Origin of the sequence: Hankyongella ginsenosidimutans (assembly GCF_005144965.1) — a bacterium.
GTDB lineage: Bacteria > Pseudomonadota > Alphaproteobacteria > Sphingomonadales > Sphingomonadaceae > Hankyongella > Hankyongella ginsenosidimutans.
In genome coordinates, this window is the sequence record NZ_CP039704.1 from 668,922 (window position 1) to 695,868 (window position 26,947).

Annotated in this window: 21 protein-coding genes, 2 tRNA genes, 10 pseudogenes and 1 riboswitch; of the genes and pseudogenes, 12 read left to right on the plus strand and 21 right to left on the minus strand. The window is 65.5% G+C overall.

The window, feature by feature from the left end; all coding sequences use genetic code 11:
- Positions 1 to 2: 2 nt before the first annotated feature.
- Positions 3 to 392: a response regulator gene (locus tag E6W36_RS03850; protein ID WP_222873805.1), complete on the plus strand. Its 390-nt coding sequence runs from the start codon at positions 3 to 5 to the stop codon at positions 390 to 392.
- Between the two features lie 64 nt (positions 393 to 456).
- Here E6W36_RS03850 and E6W36_RS03855 read toward each other — a convergent pair.
- The 7 genes and pseudogenes from E6W36_RS03855 to E6W36_RS03885 all read right to left on the minus strand — a co-directional run bounded on the left by E6W36_RS03855 (position 457) and on the right by E6W36_RS03885 (position 7,650).
- Positions 457 to 1,778 (minus strand): annotated as a pseudogene (locus E6W36_RS03855) (UDP-glucose dehydrogenase family protein).
- Between the two features lie 51 nt (positions 1,779 to 1,829).
- Positions 1,830 to 2,837 carry a GDP-mannose 4,6-dehydratase gene (locus E6W36_RS03860; RefSeq protein ID WP_222873806.1) on the minus strand — a complete coding sequence of 336 codons (1,008 nt, stop codon included), beginning with the start codon at positions 2,835 to 2,837 and terminating at the stop codon, positions 1,830 to 1,832.
- A gap of 127 nt (positions 2,838 to 2,964) precedes the next feature.
- Positions 2,965 to 3,264: a hypothetical protein gene (locus tag E6W36_RS03865; RefSeq protein ID WP_222873807.1), complete on the minus strand. Its 300-nt coding sequence runs from the start codon at positions 3,262 to 3,264 to the stop codon at positions 2,965 to 2,967.
- A 439-nt stretch (positions 3,265 to 3,703) separates the two neighbouring features.
- Complete coding sequence (locus tag E6W36_RS03870; RefSeq protein WP_222873808.1) at positions 3,704 to 3,892, minus strand: hypothetical protein; 189 nt, start codon at positions 3,890 to 3,892, stop codon at positions 3,704 to 3,706.
- Positions 3,889 to 4,257: a class I SAM-dependent methyltransferase gene (locus E6W36_RS03875; RefSeq protein ID WP_222873809.1), complete on the minus strand. Its 369-nt coding sequence runs from the start codon at positions 4,255 to 4,257 to the stop codon at positions 3,889 to 3,891. The genes E6W36_RS03870 and E6W36_RS03875 overlap by 4 nt, the downstream gene beginning before the upstream one ends.
- A gap of 269 nt (positions 4,258 to 4,526) precedes the next feature.
- A pseudogene (locus tag E6W36_RS22945) lies at positions 4,527 to 6,285 on the minus strand (ABCB family ABC transporter ATP-binding protein/permease).
- A gap of 168 nt (positions 6,286 to 6,453) precedes the next feature.
- The gene (locus E6W36_RS03885; protein ID WP_222873810.1) at positions 6,454 to 7,650 is read right to left on the minus strand and encodes an acetyltransferase domain-containing protein; all 1,197 of its coding nucleotides are present in this window, start codon (positions 7,648 to 7,650) and stop codon (positions 6,454 to 6,456) included.
- A 346-nt stretch (positions 7,651 to 7,996) separates the two neighbouring features.
- Between E6W36_RS03885 and E6W36_RS03890 the strand changes: the two genes are divergently transcribed.
- Genes E6W36_RS03890 through E6W36_RS03900 form a run of 3 tightly spaced genes read left to right on the plus strand, consistent with a single transcriptional unit; the run spans position 7,997 to position 9,485 of the window.
- Positions 7,997 to 8,422 (plus strand): PAS domain-containing protein, encoded by a 426-nt coding sequence (locus tag E6W36_RS03890; protein WP_222873811.1) that lies wholly within the window; start codon positions 7,997 to 7,999, stop codon positions 8,420 to 8,422.
- A complete protein-coding gene (locus E6W36_RS03895; RefSeq protein ID WP_222873812.1) occupies positions 8,386 to 9,039 on the plus strand; it encodes a PAS domain-containing protein in 654 nt (217 codons plus the stop codon). Before E6W36_RS03890 ends, E6W36_RS03895 begins: the two co-directional genes overlap by 37 nt.
- The gene (locus E6W36_RS03900) at positions 9,036 to 9,485 is read left to right on the plus strand and encodes a methyl-accepting chemotaxis protein (RefSeq protein WP_425459679.1); all 450 of its coding nucleotides are present in this window, start codon (positions 9,036 to 9,038) and stop codon (positions 9,483 to 9,485) included. The genes E6W36_RS03895 and E6W36_RS03900 overlap by 4 nt, the downstream gene beginning before the upstream one ends.
- On the opposite strand, the gene E6W36_RS03905 is transcribed toward E6W36_RS03900, so the two are convergent.
- A complete protein-coding gene (locus E6W36_RS03905) occupies positions 9,466 to 9,753 on the minus strand; it encodes a DUF2061 domain-containing protein (RefSeq protein ID WP_222873813.1) in 288 nt (95 codons plus the stop codon). The genes E6W36_RS03900 and E6W36_RS03905 overlap by 20 nt on opposite strands.
- A 148-nt stretch (positions 9,754 to 9,901) precedes the next feature.
- A riboswitch (TPP riboswitch) is annotated at positions 9,902 to 10,019 on the plus strand.
- Positions 10,020 to 10,084: 65 nt separating this feature from the next.
- On the opposite strand from E6W36_RS03905, the pseudogene thiC reads away from it, so the two are divergent.
- Positions 10,085 to 11,916, plus strand: a pseudogene (thiC, locus tag E6W36_RS03910) (phosphomethylpyrimidine synthase ThiC).
- A gap of 255 nt (positions 11,917 to 12,171) precedes the next feature.
- Here the strand turns inward: thiC and E6W36_RS17720 are convergent.
- From E6W36_RS17720 to lepB, 6 genes and pseudogenes are all read right to left on the minus strand, one after another.
- Positions 12,172 to 12,678, minus strand: coding sequence for a Fic family protein (locus E6W36_RS17720; RefSeq protein ID WP_281277438.1), 507 nt, complete (start codon positions 12,676 to 12,678; stop codon positions 12,172 to 12,174).
- Between the two features lie 179 nt (positions 12,679 to 12,857).
- Positions 12,858 to 13,145 (minus strand): annotated as a pseudogene (locus E6W36_RS22950) (Fic/DOC family N-terminal domain-containing protein); the annotation flags it as partial.
- Positions 13,146 to 13,489: 344 nt separating this feature from the next.
- Positions 13,490 to 13,563: transfer RNA gene (locus E6W36_RS03920), tRNA-Gly, on the minus strand.
- A 69-nt stretch (positions 13,564 to 13,632) separates the two neighbouring features.
- Entirely contained in the window at positions 13,633 to 14,556 is a 924-nt protein-coding gene (gene era / locus E6W36_RS03925) for a GTPase Era (protein ID WP_222873815.1), read from the minus strand.
- A complete protein-coding gene (rnc, locus tag E6W36_RS03930; RefSeq protein ID WP_222873816.1) occupies positions 14,553 to 15,233 on the minus strand; it encodes a ribonuclease III in 681 nt (226 codons plus the stop codon). The genes era and rnc overlap by 4 nt, the downstream gene beginning before the upstream one ends.
- On the minus strand, positions 15,230 to 16,090 hold the full coding sequence (gene lepB, locus E6W36_RS03935; RefSeq protein WP_222873817.1) for a signal peptidase I: 861 nt from the start codon (positions 16,088 to 16,090) through the stop codon (positions 15,230 to 15,232). Before lepB ends, rnc begins: the two co-directional genes overlap by 4 nt.
- A 275-nt stretch (positions 16,091 to 16,365) precedes the next feature.
- Here lepB and E6W36_RS03940 point away from each other — a divergent pair.
- Positions 16,366 to 17,675: pseudogene (locus tag E6W36_RS03940) on the plus strand (AMP nucleosidase).
- Positions 17,676 to 17,706: 31 nt separating this feature from the next.
- Here E6W36_RS03940 and E6W36_RS03945 read toward each other — a convergent pair.
- The 7 genes and pseudogenes from E6W36_RS03945 to E6W36_RS03970 all read right to left on the minus strand — a co-directional run.
- Positions 17,707 to 17,783 (minus strand) — tRNA-Arg (locus E6W36_RS03945).
- Positions 17,784 to 17,801: 18 nt separating this feature from the next.
- Positions 17,802 to 18,188 (minus strand): transporter associated domain-containing protein, encoded by a 387-nt coding sequence (locus tag E6W36_RS03950; protein ID WP_222873818.1) that lies wholly within the window; start codon positions 18,186 to 18,188, stop codon positions 17,802 to 17,804.
- Positions 18,152 to 18,529, minus strand: a complete 378-nt coding sequence (locus tag E6W36_RS21715) for a CBS domain-containing protein (RefSeq protein WP_342776839.1) — start codon at positions 18,527 to 18,529, stop codon at positions 18,152 to 18,154. Before E6W36_RS21715 ends, E6W36_RS03950 begins: the two co-directional genes overlap by 37 nt.
- Positions 18,530 to 18,559: 30 nt before the next feature.
- Positions 18,560 to 18,841, minus strand: a pseudogene (locus E6W36_RS21720) (CNNM domain-containing protein); the annotation flags it as partial.
- A 76-nt stretch (positions 18,842 to 18,917) separates the two neighbouring features.
- A complete protein-coding gene (locus E6W36_RS20285; protein WP_222873820.1) occupies positions 18,918 to 19,088 on the minus strand; it encodes a DUF21 domain-containing protein in 171 nt (56 codons plus the stop codon).
- A 71-nt stretch (positions 19,089 to 19,159) separates the two neighbouring features.
- Positions 19,160 to 20,273, minus strand: a pseudogene (gene aroB / locus E6W36_RS03965) (3-dehydroquinate synthase).
- 3 nt (positions 20,274 to 20,276) lie between these two features.
- Positions 20,277 to 20,831 (minus strand): annotated as a pseudogene (locus tag E6W36_RS03970) (shikimate kinase); the annotation flags it as partial.
- A gap of 194 nt (positions 20,832 to 21,025) precedes the next feature.
- Between E6W36_RS03970 and E6W36_RS03975 the strand changes: the two are divergent.
- The 6 genes and pseudogenes from E6W36_RS03975 (at position 21,026) to E6W36_RS03995 (ending at position 26,818) form a co-directional block, all read left to right on the plus strand.
- The gene (locus E6W36_RS03975; protein ID WP_222873821.1) at positions 21,026 to 21,346 is read left to right on the plus strand and encodes a hypothetical protein; all 321 of its coding nucleotides are present in this window, start codon (positions 21,026 to 21,028) and stop codon (positions 21,344 to 21,346) included.
- Positions 21,343 to 22,611, plus strand: a complete 1,269-nt coding sequence (locus E6W36_RS03980; RefSeq protein WP_222873822.1) for a hypothetical protein — start codon at positions 21,343 to 21,345, stop codon at positions 22,609 to 22,611. The genes E6W36_RS03975 and E6W36_RS03980 overlap by 4 nt, the downstream gene beginning before the upstream one ends.
- Positions 22,612 to 22,749: 138 nt before the next feature.
- Positions 22,750 to 22,938 (plus strand): annotated as a pseudogene (locus tag E6W36_RS21725) (site-specific integrase); the annotation flags it as partial.
- 209 nt (positions 22,939 to 23,147) lie between these two features.
- Positions 23,148 to 23,786: a tyrosine-type recombinase/integrase gene (locus E6W36_RS21730; RefSeq protein WP_342776791.1), complete on the plus strand. Its 639-nt coding sequence runs from the start codon at positions 23,148 to 23,150 to the stop codon at positions 23,784 to 23,786.
- Positions 23,717 to 24,610 (plus strand): acetyl-CoA carboxylase carboxyltransferase subunit alpha, encoded by an 894-nt coding sequence (locus tag E6W36_RS03990; RefSeq protein WP_342776840.1) that lies wholly within the window; start codon positions 23,717 to 23,719, stop codon positions 24,608 to 24,610. Before E6W36_RS21730 ends, E6W36_RS03990 begins: the two co-directional genes overlap by 70 nt.
- Before the next feature lie 93 nt (positions 24,611 to 24,703).
- Positions 24,704 to 26,818: pseudogene (locus E6W36_RS03995) on the plus strand (malate synthase G).
- Positions 26,819 to 26,947: the final 129 nt, after the last annotated feature.

Genomic DNA, 26,947 nt, shown 5'->3' on the forward strand with positions numbered 1-26,947 from the left:
CGATGGCAGAACGACCGCGCACTGTCCTTTACATTGAGGATCAGCCGGTCAACGCGCGGCTGCTGAGCGATATTGTCAATTTCCTCTGGGGCTGGAGCGTCGACGTCAGGGCATCTGCCGAAGAGGGCATAGAGCAGCTTTCGCGCAAGGATTACGACCTCATCTATCTTGACGTGAATCTGCCGGGGCTCTCGGGCTATGATGCCGCCAGACGCATCCGCGAGCTTGCGCGCGGGCGCAACACGCCGATCATCGCCGTAACCGCGGACGCGACATCCCGTGCGCGCACCAATGCGCTTGATGCCGGGTGCAACGGCTATATCACCAAGCCGCTCGATATCGCCAAATTCAAAATCCTGACCGAGCACCTGCTCGGGGATGAAGGCGAATAAGAATTCTCCCGGATCAATCCGGATTGGCTGTCAGCGGGATTACGCTTCTGTCATACGGCCGTCTTCAGGGCAGGATTTCTTCCTGCGGACGACCGATCGTCAGGTAACGGAAGCCATGGCGCGCCATTTCCTCGCGGCGATAGACGTTGCGCAGATCGACGACGATCGGCTGCTTCATCGCCTGCTTGATGCGGTCGAAGTCGAGCGCCCGGAATGCATCCCACTCGGTGACGATCACCAGCGCCGAGGCACCTTCTGCGACATCGTAAGGGCTGCGACCGTAATGCACGTTGTCCAGCAGCTTGCGGGCGTTCTCCATCCCTTCAGGATCGTAGGCGCGCACATCTGCGCCGGCGTCCTGCAGCGCCTGGATGATGGACAGTGACGGTGCCTCGCGCATGTCGTCGGTGTTCGGCTTGAAGGTCAGGCCCAGCACCGCGATGGTCTCGCCGCGCACATTCCCGCCGCACGCGTTGATGACCTTGCGGGCCATGGCGCGCTTGCGCTGATCGTTGACGGCGACCGTGGTTTCCACAAGGCGGATCGGCGTGCCGAAATCCTGCGCGGTCTTGACCAGCGCCAGTGTATCCTTCGGGAAGCAGGAGCCGCCATAGCCTGGCCCAGCATGCAGGAACTTGGCCCCGATGCGGTTGTCCAGCCCGATGCCGCGCGCGACATCCTGAACGTTCGCGCCCACCATTTCACACAGATCGGCGACTTCGTTGATGAAGGTGATCTTCATCGCCAGGAACGCGTTGGCCGCGTACTTGATCAGCTCCGAGGTGCGCCGCGCCGTGAACAGCATCGGCGCGGCGTTGAGGAACAGCGGCCGGTAGACATCGTTCATCACTTCGCGGGCGCGCTCGTCCTCGATGCCGACGACGATGCGGTCCGGGCGCTTGAAGTCGCTGATCGCCGCACCCTCGCGCAGGAATTCCGGGTTGGAGACCACGGCGACGTCCGCGGCCGGGTTGGTTTCGCGGATGATGCGCTCCACTTCGTCGCCGGTGCCGACAGGAACGGTCGACTTGGTGACGACCACCGTGAAGCCCTGCACGGCTTCCGCGATCTCCTTGCTGGCGCCATACACGTAGGAGAGGTCGGCGTGGCCGTCGCCGCGCCGCGACGGCGTGCCGACTGCGATGAACACCACATCGGCCTGCGCCACCGCCGTTTTCAGATCAGTGGTGAACGACAGCCGCCCGGCCTCGAGGTTCTGCGCGACCAGCGCATCGAGACCCGCTCGTAGATCGGAATTTCGCCCTTGCGCAGCGCTTCGATCTTGCCGGCGTCCTTGTCGACGCACACGACTTTGTGGCCGAAATCGGCGAAGCAGACGCCGGACACCAGACCGACGTAACCCGAACCCACCATCACGATCTGCATAAGGCTAACTCCAGAGGATCAATAAGGCCCCATCGAGGCCGGGAAAAACTATCAAACGCCGTGATACCGGCGATACCATTCGACGAAACGCGGGATGCCCGCCTCGATCGGCGTGGTCGGCGCGAAGCCGAGATCACGGCTGATCGCCGAGACGTCGGCATAGGTTTCCTTCACGTCGCCGGGCTGCATCGGCTGGAGGTTGCGTATCGCCTTGATGCCGATCGTCTGCTCCAGCACATCGATCATGTGCATCAGCTCTTCCGAGCGGTGATTGCCGATGTTGTACACCCGGTGCGGGCTGAGCGAGCCGCCGGCCTTGGTCTGGCCGTCGTCCGGTGGCGGATTGTCCAGGCAGGCGACCACGCCGGTGACGATATCATCGATGAAGGTGAAGTCGCGGCGCATGTCGCCGTTGTTGAACACCGAGATCGGCGCGCCAGCCAGGATCGCCTTCGTGAACAGCCACATCGCCATGTCCGGGCGACCCCATGGCCCGTAAACGGTGAAGAAGCGCAGGCCGGTCTGCGGCAGGCGATAGAGATGGGCGTAGGTCTCGCTCATCAGCTCGTCCGCTTTCTTGGTCGCGGCGTAAAGCGAGATCGGCTGGTCGACCCGGTCCTCGACCGCGAAGCCGCCATCGCCCAGCGGATTGGCACCATAGACCGAGGAAGAGGAGGCATAGACCAGGTGATCGACCGTATCGGCGTGACGGGCGATTTCCATGACGTTCAGGTGGCCGACCAGGTTCGACTGCACATAGGCGTGCGGATTGTCGATGGAGTAGCGCACGCCGGCCTGCGCGCCCAGGTGAACGATGCCGGTGATCCGGTGCGGCGCGAGCGCCTGCTTCAGCGCCTCGAAGTCTGCGAAGTCCGTATGCAGAAAGGTGAAGCCGTTGTGGTGGCGCGCCTCTAGGTCCGCGATGCGGTCCCGCTTTAGCTGCACGCTGTAATAATCGTTCAGATTGTCGAGGCCGATGACGGTCTCGCCGCGGGCGAGCAGGCGCGCCGCCGTGTGGTAGCCGATGAAGCCGGCGGCGCCGGTGACAAGAACTGACATGCGCTTCCTACGTCGAACAATTGCGTCTCCACCGGTGCGCCATGGCGGCATCATCCGGGGATTCACTCTGCCAGCGCCTTTAGCGGACGCAGCATGGATTAACCAACAAGGAAATGCTGGCAGAAGCTCAAACCAGCAGATTGACCGACTGGCCCTTGGCGACGAATTTCGGCCGCCGCCCCGTCGGGCTTTCGCGGGTCACGGCGCCGTCCAGGTCACGCCGGCGCTGATCGGCGGCCTGCTCGCGGTCGCCCTGGGTCCGCGCGGCGACGGGCGTTGCATTGACCCGCTGGGTCGGGCCGCTGGTATTCGCCGCGCTGAGGCTGGCGGCGGCGAGCGCCTGATCCTGTGCGCGCGCCTGCACCCGCCCCGTGTCGTAGGTGCGGAGCGAACCGGAAAGACCGCCAGAATCGAAGGAAATCGGCATGCTGCTATTGTGCGCGCGCCACCGTTAACAAAGATTAAACGGAAACCCTTACCTAGACCTTGATCGTTTCAGATTGAATCAATCTGAAACGTGAATCATGGTCTAAATTGTTGATAAGAGCCTGATTCACGCCCTCGGTTGAAGCACATATGCTTCAACCTCAACCGATCAGGCTCTAGAGACTGATGACTTTAGGCTGAACCACGCGTCATCGCGAGGCAGGGTAGTGGGTCATTTTGAATAAATCGCTCGTGGTGAGCTTGGACAGAACCACGAGCCGCTCAACCCTTCGTCCAGCTCAGGGTGAGCGGCAAAACCAATCGTCGCCATTACCGCCGTCATGCGAAAACTCATCAACATCGCAAACGCCAAAATCAGAGACGCTCAACTGAGTTGATGACGAAGCGGGGCTGTATCTCCGCGACTTTTCAACCGCCTGCTATCGCTTGCGGATGAACACATGGAGGCCCTGGCCCATGCTGGCCGGGGTCGCCCATGCGTAGAACTGCCAGAAACGGGCCAGCCACAGCTTGTTGGCGTGGTAGGATGGCGGGCCGTTGTGGACGTAGCTGAAGTGTTCGAACCGGCTCTCCGGGAACAGGCGCTTCAGGTCACGGATCGTGTTCATGCGGTAGGTAGTCGGAAGGTGTCAACCTCATCCCGTTTCGGGGCGAAGAAACCGAGCAGTTTCTGGTGCAGCGCGTTCGGGATCAGCCGCGCGCCCATGCCGACATAGCCCCATTTGTTCGGAGTCCACGCACAGAACCAGCCGCCCGGCTTCAGGATGCGCTCGATCTCGCGCGCCGTCTCCTCGGCGTTGGCGATATGCTCAAGCGTCGCCCAGGAGGTGATGAGGTCGATGCTGCCCGCCTCGAACGGATATGACGCCCCTATCCTCAGGGTCACGGCTTCGTCGACCACCGGATTTTCCAGCACCGCTTCGTCAACGTCGGCGCCGATCAGCTTCGCGACCTTGCCCTTGAGGCGGGTCAAGGTGCGCAGATAGCCGGTTTCGATCCGTTCCCACTTGTCGCGGCCGGCCCAGATCGACGACGGTCATGTCCGGGCGCAGGATACTGTTCAGGTAGCTGAAGTACACGAAGCGATGCTGCACACGCGAAAAGCCGAACGCGGCGTGCTCGGGGTAAAGGGCGGTCAGAACCCGGTCGGCCATGGCGAAAAACCCGTAAGAACAAAGAGCGGAAAAGCCTGTCGGGCTTAGCCGTCACCTTGACCAAGGGCAAGGAAATTGAAGGTGAACGCTAATTTGCAGCCGCGAAGGCCTCGCCGAGCGCCGCCTCCTGCTGCTGGCGCCACATATCGGCATAGACGCCGTTGCGCGCGAGCAGTTCCGCGTGCGCCCCTTCCTCGATGATCCGCCCCTCGTGCAGGACGATGATGCGGTCGGCGTTGACCACCGTCGACAGCCGGTGGGCGATGATGAGCGTCGTGCGGTTGATGATCGCCGCGTCGAGCGCCGCCTGGATTTCCCGCTCCGTGCGCGTATCAAGCGCGGACGTCGCCTCGTCGAGAATCAGGATCGGCGGGTCCTTCAGCAGAGTGCGGGCGATCGCCACCCGCTGCTTCTCGCCACCCGAAAGCTTCAGGCCGCGCTCGCCGACCACGGTTTCATAGCCATCCGGGAGGCTCAGGATGAAATCGTGGATCTGCGCCCGGGCGGCAGCTTGCTCGATTTCGGCGGTGCTGGCACCGGGCCGGCCATACTCGATGTTGTAGCGGATCGAGTCGTTGAACAGCACCGTGTCCTGCGGCACGATCCCGATGACTTTGCGCAGGCTTTCCTGTGTGACCGCGCGGATATCCTGCCCGTCGATGGTCACGCTGCCGGACTGGATGTCGTAGAAGCGGTAGAGGATACGGCTGAGCGTTGATTTGCCGGCGCCCGAATGCCCGACCACCGCCAGCGTATGCCCGGCCGGGATCTCCAGGCTGAGGCCGTGGAGGATGGTCCGGCGCGGCTCATAGGCGAACACCACATCGCGCAGCCGCACGGCGCCGCTGGGCACCGCGAGGTCCGGCGCACCCGGCGCGTCCTCGATTTCCAGCGGCCGGTCGAGCAGGGTGAACAGGAAGTCCATGTCGATTAGACCCTGCTTGATCTCGCGGTATACCCAGCCGAGGATGTCGAGCGGCCGGAACAACTGCATCAGGAACGTCGAGACCAGCACGACGTCGCCGACGCTGTGCCGGCCCGTGCCCACCCCTGGATCACCAGCGCCATGGCGCCGAACAGGCACAGCGAGGTCACGACGCCCTGGCCGATATTCAGCAGCGCCAACGACGAGTCGGATTTGGTCGCGGCGTCCTCGTAACGGCGCAGCGCTTCATCGTATTGACGATGCTCATGGGCTTCGTTGCCGAAATATTTGACTGTCTCGTAATTCAGCAGGCTGTCGACTGCGCGCGCCGAGGCCGGGTATCCGTGTCGACCGCCTGCTTGCGCAAGGCGGCGCGCCACTCGGTGACACGCGCGGTGAACGCGACATAGGCCACCACGCAGGCCAGCGTGATCGCGACCGTGCCCAGCCCGAACTTCACGCCGAATATGACTGCGATCGCCCCAGCTCCAGGAAGGTCGGGGCGATGTTGAACACCAGGAAATACAGCATCTCGTCGATGCTCTTCGCGCCGCGCTCGATGGCCTTGGTCAGGCCGCCGGTGCGCCGCTCCAGGTGAAAGCGCAGGCTCAGCCGGTGCAGGTGCTTGAACACATCGAGCGCCAGCGCCCGCACCGCCCTTTGCCCGACGCGCACATAGATCGCATCGCGCACGGTCTGGAACGCGGACGACATCAGCCGCATCGCCGCATAGCCGGCGGTCAGCGCCATGGCGACGGTGACGGCCGGGGCTGCGCGCCGAGCGTATCGACGGCGCGCGACAGAAAAACGGCGTCGCCAGAGTCGCGGCCTTGGCGGCAAGCATCAGCGCGAGGGCGAGGAAGATGCGCCAGCGCAGCTCCGGCGAGCCCTTGGCCCAGATGTACGGCCAGAAGCGCGCCAGAAGCGCAAGGTCTTGCCGCGCGAGGGCGCGGGCGGGGTGTCGGTTTCAGCAGACATGGGGTCAACTCGTGGCGGACGTTAGCCTGACATAGGCGCTATCCGTCGGCTTTGACAGGGCTGGACCATGATCGTTTCCGATTGAGCTGATCTGAAACGACCAGGCTCAAGGTCACAAATAGCTGAGCAGAGCCGAGCGGCTGCGGCGCTTCACGCTGTCGTACCACAGGCAGGCGGGTGCAAGCGCCAGCACGATCGCGATCCACACGGCATAGGTCTCACCAAGGCTGAAGGCGGGGCCGTCGCCGGGCTTGCGCAACCAGAAGGCCTCGGAGGCCTTTGCCAGTGCCGATCCCTGCCCCCAGTCGACCAGCATGGCGACCAGATGGATGAGCATCAGGTGCAGCAGGTAATAGAACAGCGGCACCCGGCCGATCGCGGCCATGACCGCCACGAAGGCGCCACGCGCGTGTTCCAGCAGCGCCAGCAGGATCAGCGCCGGCCCCAGGGTCACCAGCGCATAAGCCAGCGACGGCGGATATTTCTGCACATTGAGGAAGGAATAGAAGGTTCCCAGGCCATGGTCGCGCAGCTGCCAGGGCGTAGTGTCGCCGTAGACGTTCAGCCCGCGGATCAGCACGAACAGCACGAGGCACAAGCCACCGAGCGCCAGCAGCGCCCGCTGCCGCGCCAGCGGCGGCCAGGCAAACACGCGCGAGGCGCCGAACCCGAGGAACACGATGCCGATCCATGGCAGCACCGGGTAGAAAACCAGGACGGTGGTGACGCCCATGTTCACCGGCCCGCCAGCATGCAGTGCGGTCCAAAGCGGTGCCAGCGCGCCGAACTGCGCCGGCGTCACGGCGTCGAAAAGATTGTGGCCGGCGACGATGGCCAATCCGATCGCGGCGATGGCAGCGCGTGGCAGGGCGCAGACCAGCGCCAGCATCATCATGCTGAAACCGATTGCCCACAGCACACCGAGCACGGACCATGCCGGGGTCCCGAAGACAGGCGTGGGGTGGATCGAGAAGGTCCACAGCAGCGTGACCAGTGTCGCATCCAGGAAGATCAGCCAGGCGCCGCGCGTCGCCAGATAGGCGCGCAGGTCGCGCCCGGTGCGCCGCCCGCTGTTCAGGCTGAGCCCGGCGCAGCCGGCCAGAAAAGCGAAGGCCGGCGCACAATAGTGGGTGACGAAGCGGGTGAAGAACAGCGCCGGATTGCTGAGATCGAGGTCGAGCGGATCGAAGCGCGTGGCGGCGTCATGAAAGAAATCGCGCACATGGTCGAGCGCCATGATCACCATGATGATGCCGCGCAGGCAATCGATGGAGGACAGGCGCGCCCCTCGGGCGACGGTGTTTTCCATGACGGCGTTCCTCTTGATTGCCGCGTAGCAGGCCAAAGGGAACAAAACAAGAAAATAAGCGCGCTGGTCGTGGGTCATTTTGAAATTTTGCCGCTCACCCTGAGCTGGACGAAGGGTTGAGCGGCTCGTGGTTCTGTCCGAGCTCACCACGAGCGGTTTATTCAAAATGACCCACTACCACTTTAATCGAATAGAGGAAAAACTTCCAATTTCCTCAAGTATTTATGCCAGACCAACATGCTTGAGTCATTAAGACAAACGTTTTTAAAGAAATTATTAACAACAACATGTTACTCCCCACAAAGCAGTGGGCACACTCTTAACTTACATCTCGGGGAGTAGACTTATGGTTGATGGCATGACGACACGCTTACAACGGGCAATGGAGGCATTGCAACTTCTGGTCGAATTTGACCGGGAAGGATATTTTCTTGCCGCCAATGGCACCTTTCTTGAATTGTTCGGCTACAGAAATGACGAGGTGGCGGGTCAGCATCACCGTCTCCTGGTTGATTCTCAGGAAGCATCGGAGCCGGAGTATGGTGCGTTCTGGGCTGAACTTGCGCGGGGCCATTCGAAATCTGGGCGGTTTCGCTGCCTGAGCAAATCAGGCGAGGAAATCTGGATTGATGCGAATTACTATTCGCTGCTTGATGATAACGGGACAGTTGAGCGTATCGTTATGACCGCCGCCGATGTCACGGAGCGCGAGAAAGGCGCGCGCACAGCGCCTCGGTGCTTGCGGCTATCGATCATGCGCAGGCCGTCATAGAATTCTCGCTTGAGGGCGCGATCCTGAGGGCCAACGACAATTTTCTTGCTGTTTTGGGCTACACTGAAGCTGAACTTGCCGGACAGCATCATTCCCTGTTCGTTCGCCCAGATTATGCCCGGTCAGCAGAATACCGCAATTTCTGGACACGACTGGGCAGGGGTGAAAGTTTCGCTGCACAGTTCGAACGGATCGGCAAGGGTGGAAAAGTCGTCTGGATCGAGGCGTCCTACAATCCGCTCCGCGACGCCAGGGGCAACGTGATTGGCGTTGTGAAGTTCGCGATCGACATCACGGCGCGCAAGGCCGCGAACACCCGGCTGGCCGATGAATTCGAAGCCGACGTCAAAGCGCTCGTCAGCGACGTCGCCGGCTCCGCGCACGATATGGAAAACACAGCCCAGTCGCTTGCCGCCTCCGCTCAGCAAACCAATCAGCAGTCGAGCGCACTTGCGGCAGCCTCTGAAGAACTGGCCATGTCGATTACCGAAATTTCACGTCAATTGAGCGAGGCAACCAATGTGGTCGACCTAGCCGTTCAACTGACAAGCCGCTCCGAAGAGCAGGTGGGTAATTTGCTGTCCGTTTCCGAAAAGTGGGAAGCGTCACGCAGTTGATTGCCCAGATCGCCAGCCAGACAAACCTGCTCGCGCTCAACGCCACCATCGAGGCGGCGCGCGCCGGAGAGGCCGGCCGAGGCTTCGCTGTGGTCGCCGCGGAAGTGAAAGCGCTGGCGAACCAGACGACCAAGGCGACTGCAGATATCGCTCAGCATATCAAGGATATACAAGCCTCCAGCACGGCGACTGCGCAGGCGATCCAGGAGATCAGCAGGGTCATCACCACGGTCAGCGAGGTCAACAGCTCCATCGCTGGCGCAATTGAAGAACAGACCGCCACGACGCGTGAAGTATCCAGCAATCTCAACGGCTTTCAGGGAGCTGCCGAGTTGGTGGGGCAATCTTCAGGAACCGTGCTTTTGCGTTCGCAGTCGCTCAGTGACAAAGCAACAGACCTGCAGGAAAAGGTTGATCGCTTCCTGCTCAGCGCGCGGGCAATGTAGCGACCCGGCTGGCGTTAACAGCGTGCGCCGCCGCAGATATCGTCCCACGTCGCAGCCATCGGGGCAGCGGCGCGCAGACCATGGGCGTGCGGCATCGGCTGGTGCCACAGCTTCTCGTACCCCAGAGTACGACCGCCGCGACGACCGGCTCGATGATCGCAATCGCGCCGGCCATCTGCCAGGAGCCAGTGACCGCCAGCGCCACGCCGATCCCGATCAGCAGGTGGAGCGGCACAGCGCCTGAGACTTTGAGGATTTCGCGCAGCATGGTCTTGCTCCTGTCGATGCGCCTGCAATACCGCAATTGAGAACGTTTATCAAATGAGCGGTTCTCGCCAGGCTGATCGACTTTTCACTGGAGGCACGACCCAGCCACGTCTTCCCTTGACCCAGCGGCGCGTTTGCGGGACTGTAATGCTTGATCCAAGGGGTGCGCCGGGCTCGCGGCGCTGAGACGCCGCAACCAGCGCCTGCGGCAGACCCTTCGAACCTGATCCGGGTCATGCCGGCGAAGGGATGGACGCAACCGCGCCCCGCATGCTGGGGCCGCTCGTCTTCCGGCTTCCCTGCATCGCCCGGCCAACGCCGGAGACGCCGCCATGAACAAGCCGCTCGACATGAAACACCTGACCGTAACCGCCGGGCCGATCCGCGGGTCGCGCAAGATTCACGTCGGCCCGCACGCGGTGCCGATGCGCGAGATCGCCCTGCACCCGAGCGCCAACGAGCCGCCGGTGCGCGTCTACGATACCTCCGGCCCGTACACGGACCCCGCAGTCGCCATCGACATCAACGCCGGCCTGCCGCGCCTGCGCAGCGGATGGATCGCGGCGCGCGGCGACGTGGAGGCCTATGATGGCCGGCACGTGAAGCCGGAGGACAATGGGTTCGCCGAGGGCCAGTTCCTGGTGCCGGAGTTCCCGGTGCGCCATGCGCCGCTGCGCGCCAAAGCCGGCCGCGCGGTCACCCAGCTTGCCTATGCGCGCGCCGGCATCGTGACGCCGGAGATGGAGTTCATCGCGGTGCGCGAGAACCTGGGGCGCGCGCAGGTGCGCGACGCGATGAAGCGGGACGGCGAGAGCTTTGGTGCCGCCATCCCGGACTTCATCACCCCGAATTCGTGCGCGACGAGGTGGCGCGCGGCCGCGCCATCATCCCGGCCAACATCAACCACCCGGAGACCGAGCCGATGATCATCGGCCGCAATTTCCTGGTGAAGATCAACGCCAACATCGGCAATTCGGCAGTCACGTCCTCGGTGGCCGAGGAAGTCGACAAGATGGTCTGGTCGATCCGCTGGGGTGCGGATACCGTGATGGACCTCTCCACCGGGCGCAACATCCACAACATCCGCGACTGGATCGTGCGCAACAGCCCGGTTCCGATCGGCACCGTGCCGATCTACCAGGCGCTGGAGAAGGTCGGCGGCATCGCCGAGGACCTGACCTGGGAGGTATTCCGCGACACCCTGATCGAACAGTGCGAGCAGGGCGTGGACTATTTCACCATCCATGCCGGCGTGCGCCTGGCCTATGTGCCGCTGACCGCCAGCCGCACCACCGGCATCGTCAGCCGGGGCGGCTCGATCCTCGCCAAATGGTGCCTGGCGCACCACAAGGAGAACTTCCTCTACGAGGCGTTCGAGGAAATCTGCGATATCTGCCGCGCCTATGATGTGTCGTTCAGTCTCGGCGACGGCCTGCGCCCCGGCTCGATTGCCGACGCCAACGACGCCGCGCAGTTCGCCGAGCTCGAGACCCTGGGCGAGCTGACCAAGGTCGCCTGGGCGAAGGATTGCCAGGTGATGATCGAAGGGCCGGGCCATGTGCCGATGCACAAGATCAAGGTGAACATGGACAAGCAGCTGGCGGTCTGTGGCGAGGCGCCCTTCTATACGCTGGGGCCGCTCACCACCGACATCGCGCCGGGCTACGACCACATCACCTCCGGCATCGGCGCGGCGATGATCGGCTGGTTCGGCACCGCCATGCTCTGCTACGTCACGCCCAAGGAACATCTGGGCCTGCCCAACCGCGACGATGTGAAGGTCGGCGTGATCACCTACAAGATCGCCGCCCACGCCGCCGACCTCGCCAAGGGCCATCCGGCCGCGCAGGTGCGCGACGATGCGCTTAGCCGCGCCCGCTTCGAGTTCCGCTGGGAGGACCAGTTCAACCTGAGCCTCGACCCGGACACGGCGATGAGCTTCCACGACGAGACCCTGCCCAAGGAAGCGCACAAGGTCGCGCATTTCTGCTCGATGTGCGGGCCGAAGTTCTGCTCGATGAAGATCAGCCAGGACATCCGCGACGCCGCCCGCGCCCAGAACGACGCTGCCAGCATCGACCCCAGTATCGATTTGGGCCTGGCGCAGAAGGCCGAGGAATTCCGGGCTTCAGGCGGCGAGATTTATCTGGGGGTGAAGGAATAGCGCCGGCAAGCAGCCAGATCAGGCGCTGGCAGCATTTGGAACGGGTGAGGAAGATCCATCGTTAACAGAGATGCTCACAGCGACGGTTCAGTTGCGATTTACAAGAGTCGAGGCTCCACCTCCTTGAAGACTCCCTTCCCTTCTGCGATGTTGAGCAAGCGAGGAAATGCGTAAATCGCTGGAGTGCGTCCAGATCCCCTCGGATTTTTGTGATTATTCCATTACTTTCAAGCAGACGGAGCATGTTGTTGGCCGTCACACGGTTGTTAAAACCTGCAACTTGGGCGAAAGTCGTTCCAGAAATAATCGGTCTCGTGAAAAGGCATCGACGACTGCCATCGCATACTGCGAATGTGTAAGGTCGATCACAGACCGCTTTGTCTCTTCATATAGATCTCGAATGCTTTTCACTTTAGCAAGATTTGCTTCTGCCTGCTCAACCATTCCCTGAAGGAAAAAGGTAAGCCAGCCATGCCAATCTTTGTGCGCGGTTATTCCCAGCAATCGATCATAATAATCGTCTCTATGTGCTTCGAGATATTCTGACATGTAAAACATCGGGCGTGAAAGTGCCCGCCGCTGATACAAAACGAGCGGTATTAACATGCGACCTATTCGTCCGTTGCCATCCTTGAAGGGGTGGAGAATCTCAAACTGGGCGTGTGCAACGGCTGTTTGCAGAACAGGGTCCTCTGTCGTGAGACCGATGTAGGTCTGCCATTCCTCAAGTGCAGAGTTGAGCACCAAAGGGGACGGAGGCACGAAGCGCGCTTTTCAATCGGATCTCCGCGTCGTCCAATCCAATTCTGATCGTCTCTGAACTTTCCTGGCATTTTGTCGCGGCCGCGTACTCCTTTCAGGAGCCGCTGATGCACCTCACGGATGAGTGATAGCGTAATAGGTCTATGTAGCAGAGCGGCCTCGGCAATACTGACTGCTGCCCGATAATTGCCGATTTCTTCAATATCTCCCCGTCGTGTTTCGGAAATGATCAGGCCTGCTTCAGCCTCGAGAACTTCGTCCAGCGTGGCTTGAGTGCCCTCGATTTTTGAAGAGAGAACCGCTTCGTTTGCGGTTATGGGCGAAAGTAGGATGGCCGAATTCGGCAGCGTTTGAAGCATACCATCATAGCGGGCAAGGGAGGCGTTGGCTCGACCAACGAGTGGGAGAATCTCACGCCAACGGAGATCGGAAAGCGGCAAACTGTCGGGGTGGCAGGGCAAAGGCATATATATTGGATATCATGCCTCGATTTTAGTGTAAATTAGAATGCCTTTTGATTTTCAAATTCCCACTCGTGTTAGCTGAAATTTGCGCCAGCCTGTTAATGATTCTTCTTGGACGCCTTTGCCTTTCACAACTCACTCCGAGGAACGTTAGCGTTTCACTAAAAGAGTTGCGAAACGTAAACCCTCACTTCGCTTCTCATTCGGCTCCAAAATGCCGAACAATTAAAACACGCTCCATTTGCGGAGCCGCGCCCAACCGCCTCTTGTGGAGGCTGCTGGTTATCGGCTCGCGCGCCTCGATTAAGCACCAGGCAAACAACTTCATCCGCGATGTATGGCAACCGTGGAGCGGGTGATGGGAATCGAACCCACGTAGCCAGCTTGGAAGGCTGGAGCTTTACCATTAAGCTACACCCGCTCGAACCCCAGTTCTTAGCCCGGCCCTTGCGGCTTGTGAAGCGTGGAAGCGCGCGGGGCGGCCCCACGTTCAGTCGGTCCAGTCGAGGCCCATGTCGCGGTAGATTTCGCGGTCGTCCGCCCAGTCCGGCTTCACCTTGACGAACAAGAACAGGTGGATACGCCGCCCGAGCAGCTTCTCCAGCTCCAGCCGGGCCGTGCCGCCCAGCTGCTTGATGCGGCTGCCGCCCTTGCCGAGCACGATCGCCTTCTGGGTATCGCGTTCCACATAGACCACCTGATGCAGCGCGGCGGAGCCGTCCTTTCGCTCCTCCCACTTCTCGGTCTCGACGGTCGCGGCGTAGGGCAGTTCCTCGTGCAGTTGCAGGTACAGCTGCTCACGGGTGATCTCGGCGGCCAGCAGGCGCTGCGATACGTCCGAGAGCTGGTCTTCCGGATAATGCCACGGCCCGGCCGGCATGCGCCGGACCAGCGCTGTCTTCAGGTCGGCGACGCCATCCCCGGTCTCGGCCGAGATCATGAAGGTTTCCTCGAACGCCAGCAGCGCGTGGATCTGCACGGTCAGCGGCAGCAGCTTGTCCTTGCTGCACAGATCGACCTTGTTCAGCACCAGCAGCTTGGGCTCCGGGCGCGGGCGCAACGCCTCGATCAGGGCGCGCACCTCGTCGCGCAGGCCGCGCTTGGCGTCGATCACCAGGGCGATTACGTCGGCGTCGCTCGCGCCGTCCCACGCCGCCTTGACCATGGCGCGATCGAGCCGCCGGCGCGGGGCGAAGATGCCCGGCGTATCAACCAGCATCAGCTGCGTCGGACCTTCGATGGCGATGCCCATCAGCCGCGTGCGGGTGGTCTGCACCTTGGGGCTGACGATCGCCACCTTGGCGCCGACGAGCGCATTGGTGAGCGTCGATTTGCCGGCGTTGGGCGCGCCGATGATGGCGACCACCCCACAGCGGGTTTCCGCGTCCGGACCTTCGATGGTCTGCGCGCTCATTGCTGGCCTGCTTTCATCTGTTCAAGAAAGGCGGCCGCGACCGCGCGCTCCGCGTCCTGTTTCGAAGCCCCGGTGGCGCGCAGCGGCGGCAGGCCGCGTACGCTGAGTTCCACCGTGAAGGTCGGCATGTGGTCCGGCCCGGCGCGCTCGACCAGGGCATAGTGCGGGATCGGCAGGCCGCGCCCCTGCGCCCATTCCTGCAGGGCCGACTTCGGGTGGCGCGGGGCCTCCGGGGCGGCCTCGAGCATAGCCTGCCACTGGGTCTCGATGAAACGGCGCGCCGGCTCCAGCCCGCCGTCGCGGAACAGCGCGCCGATCAGCGCCTCGCAGACGTCCGCCAGCACGTTGTCGAGGTGCTGCACGCGCGACTGCGCAGCGCTCGCCGCCATGCGGATGTGGCGATAGGCTGCGATTGCGCGCGCGACCTCGGCGCAGGTTTCGGTGCGCACCAGATCGGCATAGCGTTTGGCCAGGTCCCCTTCCGGCTCGCCGGGGTAGCGGCGGAACAGCCAGTCGGCCATCACGCAGCCCAGCACCCGGTCGCCAAGAAACTCCAGCCGCTGGTAGGAACGGCCGGGCGCGCTCGGATGGGTCAGCGCGGTCAGGATCAGGCTGCGGTCCGAGAAGCTGTGGCCGAGTGCGGCCTCGGCCCAGGCGACGGCTTCGGATTCGATCACTGGATGAGCGTGGCCAGGCGATCCCAGCGGGTCGCCTGAATCCAGCGCCACGGCGTGAACAGGCTGGTCGAGCCGTCGGTCGAGAAGAACAGGATTTCGGCCTTGCCGACCACATTCTCCATCGGAATGTAGCCAACCCCGCCCGCATTCACCGGCACCCGGCTGTCCAGGCTGTTGTCGCGGTTGTCGCCCATGCCGAAATAGTGGCCGGCCGGCACTACGAACGCCTGGGTGTCGTCGCGCGGTGCGTTCGGCAGCATGTCGAGCGCGGTGTAGGTGCGGCCGCTCGGCAGGGTCTCGCGGTAGCGCGGATAGACGCAGACCGCCGAACCATCCGGCTGCGTGCGGCGGAAGCCGGGCAGCGGCGGGCACAGCGTGTTCGGGGTTTCCTTCACCAGGAAATCGCCGATGCGCTCCTTCTTCACCTGCTGGCCGTTGATGTAGAGCACGCCGCCGCGCATCTGGATGATATCGCCCGGCATGCCGATGATGCGCTTGATGAAATCGGTGCGGTTGTCGCCCGGCCACTTGAACACGACCACGTCGCCCGGCGTCACCTGTCGGTTGAACAGCCGGCCGTCGATCGGTGCCAGGCTGAACGGAAACGAGTGGCGGCTGTAGCCGTAGCTGAACTTGGAGACGAACAGATAGTCGCCAACCAGCAGGCCGGGCAGCATCGACTCGGACGGGATGTTGAACGGCTCGTAAGCGAGCGAGCGGAAGCCGACCGCGATCAGGACGGCATAGAAGATGGTCTTCACCAACTCCTGCACCGACTCGGCCCAGCCCGGCTTGGCCGGTCTGGTGAGGGTCGGGCTGGCGCTGCCGGGCGCGCGCGTCGAGGAATCATTCTGCATGGCGAAAGGCCATCGCGTGGACAGCGTGCGCCTGTCAAGCGAAAGCCGGGCCAGAGCGGCTGCGCGCCGCGGCGGGCTGCGCTGCGCATTGCCCGGCGCGTGCGTCATCGGCATAGTCCGCCGTGGAGGATCATGAATGCCGAGAGGACTGACCCCGACGCTGCGCTGGAGCGCCTGAAGACCCTGTATGCCGAGGCGATCAGCACCGGCGCCCGGGCCTTGCGCGCCTTCATCGCCGAGGGACGGCCGCCGACGCCGGACGAGCGCCGCCGCATGTGCTACCCCTGCTCCATGTCGAGCACCGCGGCGTCTCCCCGGGCACGCCGGCCGGGCGCGCCTATGCCAAGTTCCAGGAGATCGGCGACTATAGCACCAGCATCACCCAGCCGCAGGCGCTCAGCACCTATCTGCGCGAGCAGCTGACCCTGCTGGTCGAGGATTACGATGCGCGGATCGACGTAACCCCGGCGACCAGGAAATTCCCTATCCTTTCCTGCTCGATGGTGCGGACGATGCGTTGCTCGGTGCCGCCAGCGCGCTGGAGCTGGCGCAGGCGTTCGCGACGCCGCGGCTCAACGTCGTCTCGGACGACATCGCCGACGGCCTGGCGATTGACCGCCGCCCGCGCCCGCTGGCGCTGTTCGATGCCCCGCGGGTCGACTATTCGCTGAAGCGCCTGGTCCACTATACCGGCACCGACTGGCGCGATGCGCAGCCCTGGATCCTGTTCACCAACTACCACCGCTATGTCGACGTGTTCGTGCGCTGGGCAGCCGAGCAGGTGGCAGCCGGCGGACGCTACACCGAGCTGCGCGCTGCCGGCGGTGTCAGCATCCACGCCGACGACCGGATGAGCACCGAGGCGGCGTCTGCGCGTGTGGCGTCCGCCACCTGGGCGCGCCACCAGATGCCGGCCTATCACCTGAAAGCGCGCGACGGCCACGGCATCACCCTGGTCAACATCGGCGTCGGCCCGTCCAACGCCAAGACTATCACCGACCATCTGGCGGTGCTGCGCCCACATTGCTGGCTGATGATCGGCCACTGCGGCGGGCTGCGCCAGTCCCAGCGCATCGGCGACTATGTGCTGGCGCACGCCTACCTGCGCGAGGACCATGTGCTCGACGACGTGGTGCCGCCGCGCATCCCGATCCCGGCGCTCGCCGAGGTGCAGCAGGCGCTGCAGCAGGCAGCGGCCGACGTGACTGGCGAGAGCGGCGCGGACCTGAAGGCGCGGCTGCGCACCGGCACGGTGGTGACGGAGGACGACCGCAACTGGGAACTGCGCTGGCGCCAGGAGCAGCGGGTGTTCAACCTGTCGCGCGCGATCGCCATCGACATGGAAAGCGGCACCATCGCCGCCCAGGGCTATCGCTTCCGTGTGCCCTACGGCACCTTGCTCTGCGTCTCGGACAAGCCGCTGCACGGCGAAATCAAGCTGCCGGGTGCCGCCAACGCCTTCTACGCCAAGGCGATCTCCCAGCACCTCGCCATCGGCATCGCCGCCATCGAGCGGCTGCAGAGCAACGTGCTGAACCTGCATTCCCGCAAGCTGCGCAGCTTCGACGAGCCGCCATTCCGCTGAGGCCGCGGGGTTGATGATGGGCGCAGCAAGCTGGTGGCCCCGGCGGGATTCGAACCCACGACCTGCGGTTTAGGAAACCGTCGCTCTATCCTGCTGAGCTACGGAGCCACAGAGTCCGTCCTATGGTCAGGCGTCGGCAGCGTCAACGGTCTGGCCGGTCACCGGCGCCGGCGGCACGATGCGCAGCAGGGTGATCTGGTTGCGGCGGCGCTCCAGAATCTCGAAGGTGAAGCCGAAGAACTGGAAGCTCTGACCCTTCACCGGGATCACCTGCGCCTCGTAGATCACCAGACCGGCGACGGTCGCCGCCTGATGGTCGCTGAGGCTCCAGTCGAAGCGTCGGTTCAGTTCGCGGATCGCCACCGTCCCCTCGACCCGGAGGCTGCCGTCGGGCAGGATTTCGACGCCGGACGGCGTCGGCAGGTCGTGCTCGTCCGCGATCTCGCCGACGATCTCCTCCAGGATGTCCTCCAGCGTCACCAGTCCCTGCAGCGCGCCGTATTCGTCGACCACCAGCGCGAAATGGTTGCGCTGGGCGATGAAGGCGCCAGCTGCTCGCGCAGGGTCGTGGTGTTGGGCACGAACCAGGGCTTGCGCATGATGGTGTCGATGCGCAGCGTCTCCGGCTCCGCGCCGCGCTTGGCGAGCGCGCGGATCAGGTCCTTGGCGTGCAGCACGCCGACCGGATTGTCCGGGTTGCCCCGATACAGCGGCAGGCGGGTGTAGCTTGAGCGGATGGCCATGCGCACGATCGCCTCCGGCGGCTCGTCGAGGTCGATCATCTCGATCGCCTTGCGGTGGACCATGACGTCCGACACCAGCACCTCGTCGAGATCGAGGATCGAGCCGAGCATCTGCCGGTGCTCGCCGCCCAGCCCGCCCTCCTGTGCGTGCAGGTCGATGGTGCCGCGGATTTCGTCGCTGCTGGAGACGCTGGCGTCCCGCTCGTCGACGTTGACGCCGCACAGCTTCAGGGTGCCGCGCACGGTCGCCAGCACCAGGCGGATGATCGGCGCCAGGATCTGCGAGAGCAGATTTGCCGTCGGCCCCAGTGCCATCACCACCTTGTCCGCGCGTGCGATGCCGAGGATTTTCGGCAGCGCTTCTGCAAACACCAGCAGCAGGATGGTGATGAGGCCGGTCGCATACAGCACCGCGGCGTCCCCACGATCGCCTGCAGCACCGAGGTGGTGAGCGCGGTGGCGGCGGCGTTGACCAGGGTCGAGCCGAGCAGGATCGAGCTCACCAGCCGCTCGCGTTCGTCGAGCAGGGCGCGACCCGCTCGGCGCGCTTGTTGCCGTCGCGCGCGAGCTGGAACAGCCGGGGTTTCGAGGCGGCGGTGATGCCGGTCTCCGCTGTCGCCAGCACAGCCGACAGGCCGATCAGCGCCACCACCAGGAGCAGCGCCAGCATGGACCCGAGGATCATCGGTCAAACCCCTTTCATTGCCTGAATGTGTAATCTGGCGCGGCGGGCGCGCCGGCTCAAGCCAATTGGCGATCGAGGAACGCGCGCACCGTCTCGAGGTCCACCCCGGCGCTGTGAAGGCCTGGCCGATGCCGCGCGCGAGGATGAAGGTCAGGCTGCCGGCCTCCATCTTCTTGTCCTGCGCCATGTGCCGCACCAGGGTTGCGCCATCAGCCCCGAGCGCGAGGGCCCGCAGGTCGACCGGCAGCCCGCTTGCCGCCAGATGCGTGCGCACCCGCGCCGCGTCCGCCGGGGGCACAGGCCCTGCGCCACCGAGAAGTCGAACGCCAGAACCATGCCCAGCGCCACGGCCTCGCCGTGCAGCAGGCGGTCGGAGTAGCCGGCCTCGGCTTCCAGTGCATGGCCGAAGGTATGGCCGAGGTTCAGCAGCGCCCGCCGTCCCGTGGTCTCGAACTCGTCCGCTGCGACCACCGCCGCCTTGGCCCGGCACGACGTCGCGACCGCATCGCGCAGGGCGTCGGCCTCGCCTGCGAGCACCCTTGCGCCGTTCGCTTCCAGCCAGTCGAAAAACGCCGGGTCGTCGATAAGCCCGTATTTCACGATCTCGGCATAACCGGCGGCGCGCTCGCGCGGCGGCAGGGTTGCAAGCGTGTCGCTGTCGCACAGCACCAGTCGCGGCTGGTGGAACGCGCCGACCAGGTTCTTGCCGGCGCGCGTGTTGATGCCGGTCTTGCCGCCGACCGAGGAATCCACCTGCGCCAGCAGGGTGGTCGGAATCTGGATGAAGCGGCAGCCGCGGCGCAGAACCGCTGTGGCGAAGCCGGTCAGATCGCCGATCACGCCGCCGCCAAGCGCGATCACCGTATCCTTGCGCTCGATGCCGGCGGCCAGCAGGGCCTCGCAGAGCTGCTCCAGCCCGGCGAAGGACTTGCGCGCCTCGCCCGGCGGCAGGACGACCGGGTGCACGGCGATGCCGCCAAGGCCAGCGCGCAGGGTATCGAGATGCAGGCCCGCCACCGTTTCGTCCGTCACCACCGCGGCCATCGGCCGGTTCAGCAGCGGACCGACGAGTACGCCCGCCTGCGCGAGCAGCCCCGGCCCGACATGGATGTCGTAGCCGCGCTCCCCAGCGGCACCGGGACCCGCGCGACCGTCACGCTGCCCCTGCAGGTGGCGGCGCAGCAGCTCCAGGATGGCGGCGACTGTAGCGTCGTGCGGCCCGTCCGTCGAGCGGACGTGCAGCGGCGCCTGCGCGTAATAGGGCGCGCGCCGCTCGGCCAGTTCGGTCAGGATCTGTCTGGGATCGCCGTTGCGCAGCAGCGGCCGGGTGTCGCGCCGGGCCGTGCGTTCGACCAGCGTCTCGATATCGGCGTCGAGCCAGATGGCGATGCCGCGCGCCAAGATCGCCGCGCGCGTCTGCGGCTGCACGAAGGCGCCACCGCCGGTCGCGATCACCTTGGGCGGGCCCTGCAGCAGCCGCTCGATGACCCGCTGCTCGCCACGGCGAAACTCCGGCTCGCCAAAGCAGGCGAAGATATCGGCGACCGCCATGCCTGCCGCCTGCTCGATAGCGTCGTCCGCATCTTCGAACGGCAGGTCGAGGCGCGCTGCCAGCCGGCGGCCAACGGTGGTCTTGCCGACCCCCATCAGGCCGACGAGCACCAGTGGCCGCTCGACGCGCAGCCCTTCAAGATTTGCTTCGTCTGTCACAAGGCAGTCGCTATACACGGCTGGTCGCGCCCAGCAAGTTGCCGCGCGACGGTCTCAACACATGGTCGGGGTGGCATGGGCCGATTGGGTTTGATTCTGGTGGTTGGCGTTCTGATCGTTCTGGTCGGCATGTCGGTGTATTTTGCGGTTGCGGATCGTCCCGCGCCGATACGGCAGATTGAAAAGACCTTACCGGTTTCAGGGCCGGCTTCGTGATCGCTCGCTACCTGTGCGCCGGCCTTGCCGTCGGCGCCCTCTCGTTCAGCCAGGTCTTCGCGCAGGATGCACCGGAATCGTTGCTGCCGGCGCAGCGCCCGGCCAGCGAGGTCGCGCCGACGCCACTGCCCGGCGTCAGCCAGCCCGCGCCTGAGGATACGGCGACGGACGCGACGCCGCTGCCGGCACAGGTGGAGCGCCCAAACCCAGGCCGCGGCGTGCGCCGGCGGGGCCGCGTCTGCCGCTCGGCTGGCTGGAGCCTGCAGACGGCGGGCTGGGCGCGGATATCTGGCGCGGCTCGAACGCGAAGGCGGTGAACGGCGTGCTGCGCACGATCCGGCAGCCGCTGTCATCCCGCTGGATGAATGTGCTGCTGCGGCGGGCGCTGGTCAGCCGGGCCGACGATCCGCAAGGCGCCAGCGTCGGCGATATCGCGGCGACCCGGGCGCTGGCGCTGCTGCGGGTCGGGGAAGCGCACGCCGCCAAGCGCATCATGGACCGCCTGGGTGTGGAGCGTTTCACGCGGCTGGCCTATTTCGTCGCGCCGCAGGCCCAGCTCCTGGCCGGCGACATCCCGGCGCTCTGCCCGATCACCGTGACCGGCCCGGCCGTCTACCGGGACCCGCAGTGGGACCTGTTCAGCGCGATCTGCGCAGCTCTGGAGGGCGACGCCGGGCAGGCGGCGCTGGTGCTGGACGATCTGCGCGAGCGCGAAGCCGTGGACCCGGTCGAGATACAACTGGCGGATCAGGTCGCGACCGCCGTCGGCGGCGGTGGCAACCGCGGCGTCAATGTGGACTGGCCCCTGGGGCCGGACGCCGAGACCTATGCGTTGACGCCCTATCGCCTCGGCATGGCACTGGCCGGGCGTTCCGAGCTGCCCGCGAACCTGCGCAGCCGCCTGGGACAGGCCGGATACAGCTGGATCGCGCGCCATGCGGAAGCGCCGGTCGATCTGCGCTTCCAGGCCGCGCCCTACGCGCTGCTGGCCGGCGCACTGCCGCTGGACGACGCCCTCGGCATCTGGGCGCAGGCCGCGCAGGCCAACCCGGATGTCCTGCGCGCGGATACCGCGCCGGCGCGCCTGCGGGCGGCCTATGTCGCGCCGGGCGCGCGCAGCAAGCTGGCGACGCTGCGCAGTTTCTGGGGCGAGCCGGGCCCCGGGCGGATCGTGCGCCTGCTGCTTTCGGCACGCGCCGTCGCTTCGGTCACGCCCGCCGACACGGATGAAGCGCCGGACATGGTCCGCGCGCTGGCGTTCGGCGGCGCCGGCGTCAGGCCTTGCGCTGGGGCGAGGCCATGGGCGACGGCGCACACCGGGTTTGGCCGATCCTCGCCGCGCTCAACCCGCGCGCGCCGCGCACCGGCGCTGCCTTCGGCGACTGGGCGGACACACTGGAGAGCGCCGGCGATACCGGCCACCGCAAGGCGCTCGCCGCCGCCGTCGTGGCGGCCACAGCACCTGACCCGTTCGGCGACGCTGCGCGCGCCATGCTCGATCGCGGTTCGGTGGCGCTGGCACCGACGCCGCTTGCCGATGTGCTGTCGGCTGCGACCCGCCGCGACCGCCATGGCGAGCTGATCGTGCGCTGCGCCCGCCTGTTCGCAGCGCCCAGGCTCGATCCGTCGAGCGTCCATGCCGCGCTCGCCGCGCTGAACCGCGCGGGCTATCGTGTGGAAGCGGGTTGATCGGCGCGGAACTGTTGATCCGCGAAGGGCTATGACGGACGCGGAGGCCATCCGCCTGTTTCTTGACTATCTGGTCGCGGAGCGCGGCAGCGCGCGCAACACGCTCCTGGCCTACAGCCGCGATCTGGAGGCACTGTCCGAAAGCCTGAACGGCCGCTTGGCTGCGGCCTCGGCGGACGATCTGCGTGCATGGGCCACCTGTCAGCACAGCCTGAGCAGCGCGACGCTGGCGCGCCGGCTGTCCTGCCTGCGCCGGTTCTTCGGGTTCCTGCTACGCGATGGCCTGCGGGCCGACGACCCGTCGGTTGACCTTGCGTCGCCGCGGCTGGTCCGGCCGCTCCCGCGCACGCTGACCCTGGATCAGGTCCTGGCGCTCATCGAGATGGCGCGCGTGCGCGCGCGCGCAAGCCGGACTACGCTTCCCGGCGGATGCTGGCGCTGGTCGAGCTGCTCTACGGCTCCGGCCTGCGCGCCAGCGAGGTGGTCGGCCTGCCGCGCACCGCCGTACGGCCGGGGCAGCCGTTTCTCGCGGTCGTCGGCAAAGGCGGCAAGGAGCGCCTTGCGCCGCTCAGCCCGCCGGCAGCGGCGGCGGTCGCGGCGTATCTTGCGGATGTGCCGGCCACATCGCGCTTCCTGTTTCCCTCGACCGGCGCGAGTGGGCACCTGACCCGTGTCCGGCTGTTCCAGCTCCTGCGCGACCTTGGCCTGGAAGCCGGCCTGCGCCCGACGCAACTGTCCCCGCATGTGCTGCGCCATGCCTTCGCGACCCATCTTCTGGCCGGCGGCTCGGACCTGCGCGCCCTGCAGCAGATGCTGGGCCACGCCGATATCGCGACCACGCAGATCTACACCCACGTCGCGGTCGAGCGGCTGGTCGAGGTTGTCGAGAGCCGACACCCGCTGGCGGATGGCATTGACCCTCGCCCAAGCGTGGCTAGTCGTCGACCATGGTTACATACCTCGATTTCGAGCGACCGATTGCGGACCTGGAGTCCAAGATCGCCGAGCTCAAGAGCCACGCCAATCCCGACCTCGATATCTCCCAGGAAGTCGCGCGGCTGGAACTGAAGGCGCAACGGCAGCTCAAGGCGGTCTACGACAGGCTGACGCCGTGGCAGAAAACGCTGGTCGCCCGCCACCCCGGCCGGCCGCGCTTCACGGATATCGTCAGCCGCATCATCGACGACTTCTCGCCGATGGCGGGCGACCGCTGCTTCGGCGAGGACCAGGCGATCATCGGCGGCTTCGGCCGGCTGCGCGGGCGCACGGTCATGGTGATCGGCCACGAGAAGGGCAGCGACACCCAGAGCCGCATCCGCCACAATTTCGGCATGGCCAAGCCGGAAGGCTACCGCAAGGCGGTACGCCTGATGAAGCTGGCCGATCAGTTCGGCATCCCGGTGGTGACGCTGGTCGACACGCCCGGCGCCTTCCCCGGCGTCCAGGCGGAGGAACGCGGGCAGGCGCAGGCCATTGCCGTCTCCACCGCCACCTGCCTCGACCTGAAGGTGCCGCTGATCGCGACGGTGGTCGGCGAAGGCGGCTCCGGCGGGGCGATCGCGCTGGCCGCCGCCAACACGGTCTTCATGTACGAGCACGCGGTCTATTCCGTGATCTCGCCGGAGGGCTGCGCCTCGATCCTCTGGCGCACCGCCGACAAGGCGGCCGACGCCGCAGAAGCCATGCGCCTGACCGCACAGGACCTGCTGCAGTTCAAGGTGATCGACCGCATCATCGAGGAGCCGCTGGGCGGCGCGCACCGCCAGCCGACGGTCGCCGTCAATGCGCTGGCCGATGCGCTCCAGCACGAACTGGACCGCCTGACCCAGGAGACCCCGCAAGCACTGCAGCGTGGACGGCGCGAGAAATTCCTCGCCATGGGTGCGCTGTAGCGTCGCTCCCGGGCATGCGACGCCCCTGGTTGCAGAGTCCTTCGCAACTGCGGTACAGCGAGCGACATTTCGTAACTCCTCAGGGGCGGCATTATGCAACTTTCGAATAACGACCGGCGTGTAGGCAGGGCCGGACTGGACGTGTCGGCGGCGCTGGCCGCTTTCCTGGAAGATCGGGTTCTGCCGGGGCTGGATATCGCGCCGGACCGCTTCTGGGCGGGGCGGCGGACATCTTCGCGCGCTTTACCCCGGAAAACCGCCGCCTGCTGGCGGTCCGGGACACGCTTCAGGCGAAGATCGACGCCTGGCACAATGCCGGTAACCATCCGGACTCGGCCGATTATCTGCCGTTCCTGCGCGAGATCGGCTACCTCGCCCCGGAGCCGGCGCCGTTCGCCGTCGGGACCCAGGCGGTCGACGACGAGATCGCGAGGCTGGCCGGACCGCAGCTGGTCGTGCCGGTGCTCAATGCGCGCTTCGTCCTCAACGCCGCCAATGCCCGCTGGGGCAGCCTTTACGACGCCCTGTACGGCACGGACGCCCTGCCGGGTGCTGCATCCGGCCCCGGCTACGATCCAGCGCGCGGCGCGCAGGTGATCGCGACCGCCAAGCGCTTCCTCGACGACGCAGTGCCGCTCGCCGGGGTTCCTGGACGGACCTTGCCGACCTTCACGCCGGCATCGCCCTCAAGAACCCGGGCCAGTTCGCTGGCTCCCGCGATGGCGCATACCTGTTCCGCCATAACGGCCTGCACATCGAAGTGGTGGTCGACCGCGCGCACCCGATCGGCAGCACCGACCCCGCCGGCATTGCCGACGTGATCCTCGAGTCGGCGCTCACCACGATCGTCGACCTCGAGGACTCGATCGCGGCGGTGGACGCCGAGGACAAGGTCGCAGCCTACGCCAACTGGCTCGGGCTGATGCAGGGCACGCTGAGCGCAACCTTCCAGAAGGGCGGCCGCAGCCTGGAGCGCACGCTGGCCGGGGACCGGCAATACGCAACGCCGGACGGCGGCACCCTGACCCTGCCCGGTCGCAGCTTGCTGTTCGTGCGCAACGTCGGCCACCTGATGACGACGCCGGCCCTGCGCCTCCCCGATGGCGGCGAAGCGCCGGAGGGATTCTGGACGGCATCGTCACCAGCCTGATCGCGCTCTACGATCTCCGGCGGCTGGGGCGGTTCGTCAACAGCCGCACTGGCTCGGTCTACATCGTGAAGCCGAAGATGCACGGGCCGGAGGAAGCCGCCTTCACCGACCGCCTGTTCGATGCGGTCGAGGAGCTGCTGGGGCTGGCCCGCCACACGCTGAAGGTCGGCGTGATGGACGAGGAGCGCCGCACCTCCGCCAACCTTGCCGCCTGCATTCACGCGGTGCGTGACCGCATCGTGTTCATCAACACCGGCTTCCTCGACCGCACCGGCGACGAAATGCACACGTCCATGCGCGCCGGGCCGATGATCCCCAAGGCGGAGATGAAGACCGCGACCTGGATCAAGGCCTACGAGGACCGCAACGTGCGCATCGGGCTGGCCTGCGGGCTGTCGGGGCGCGCCCAGATCGGCAAGGGCATGTGGGCGATGCCGGACCGCATGGCGGACATGATGGCGCAGAAGATCGGCCACCCGAAGTCCGGTGCGAACACCGCCTGGGTGCCGTCCCCGACGGCGGCGACCCTGCATGCGCTGCATTATCACGCGGTCGACGTGTTCGCGGTGCAGGCAACCCTGCGCGCCGAGCCGGTGCCGCCGCTGGGTGATCTGCTCACCGTCCCGCTGGCGGCCGGACGGAACTGGTCGGCGGACGAGATCGCCCGCGAACTGGACAACAACGCCCAGGGCATCCTCGGCTATGTGGTGCGCTGGATCGACCAGGGTGTCGGCTGCTCGAAAGTGCCGGACATCAACGACATCGGCCTGATGGAAGACCGCGCGACCCTGCGCATCTCCTCGCAGCACATGGCCAACTGGCTGGCGCATGGCGTGGTGACCTGCGAGCAGGTGGACGCCGCTTTCCAGCGCATGGCCGCCAAGGTCGACGCGCAGAATGCCGGCGATCCGCTGTACGAACCGCTGGCGGGCGGCAACGGCCTGGCGCTGCAGGCGGCGCGCGCGCTGGTGTTCGAGGGGACGGCCCAGCCGAACGGCTATACCGAGCCGCTGCTGCACCGCTTTCGCGCCCGCAAGAAGGCCGAACAGCAGGGGTAAGCCCAATTCACCCCTCCCTCGGGGAGGGAGGTGGTGCGCAGCACCGGGGTGGGCTCGGCATGGTGATCTTCGCTGGAGCAGGTTGTAAAGTCCGCTCGTGGTGAGCCTGGACGAACCACGAGCCGCTCA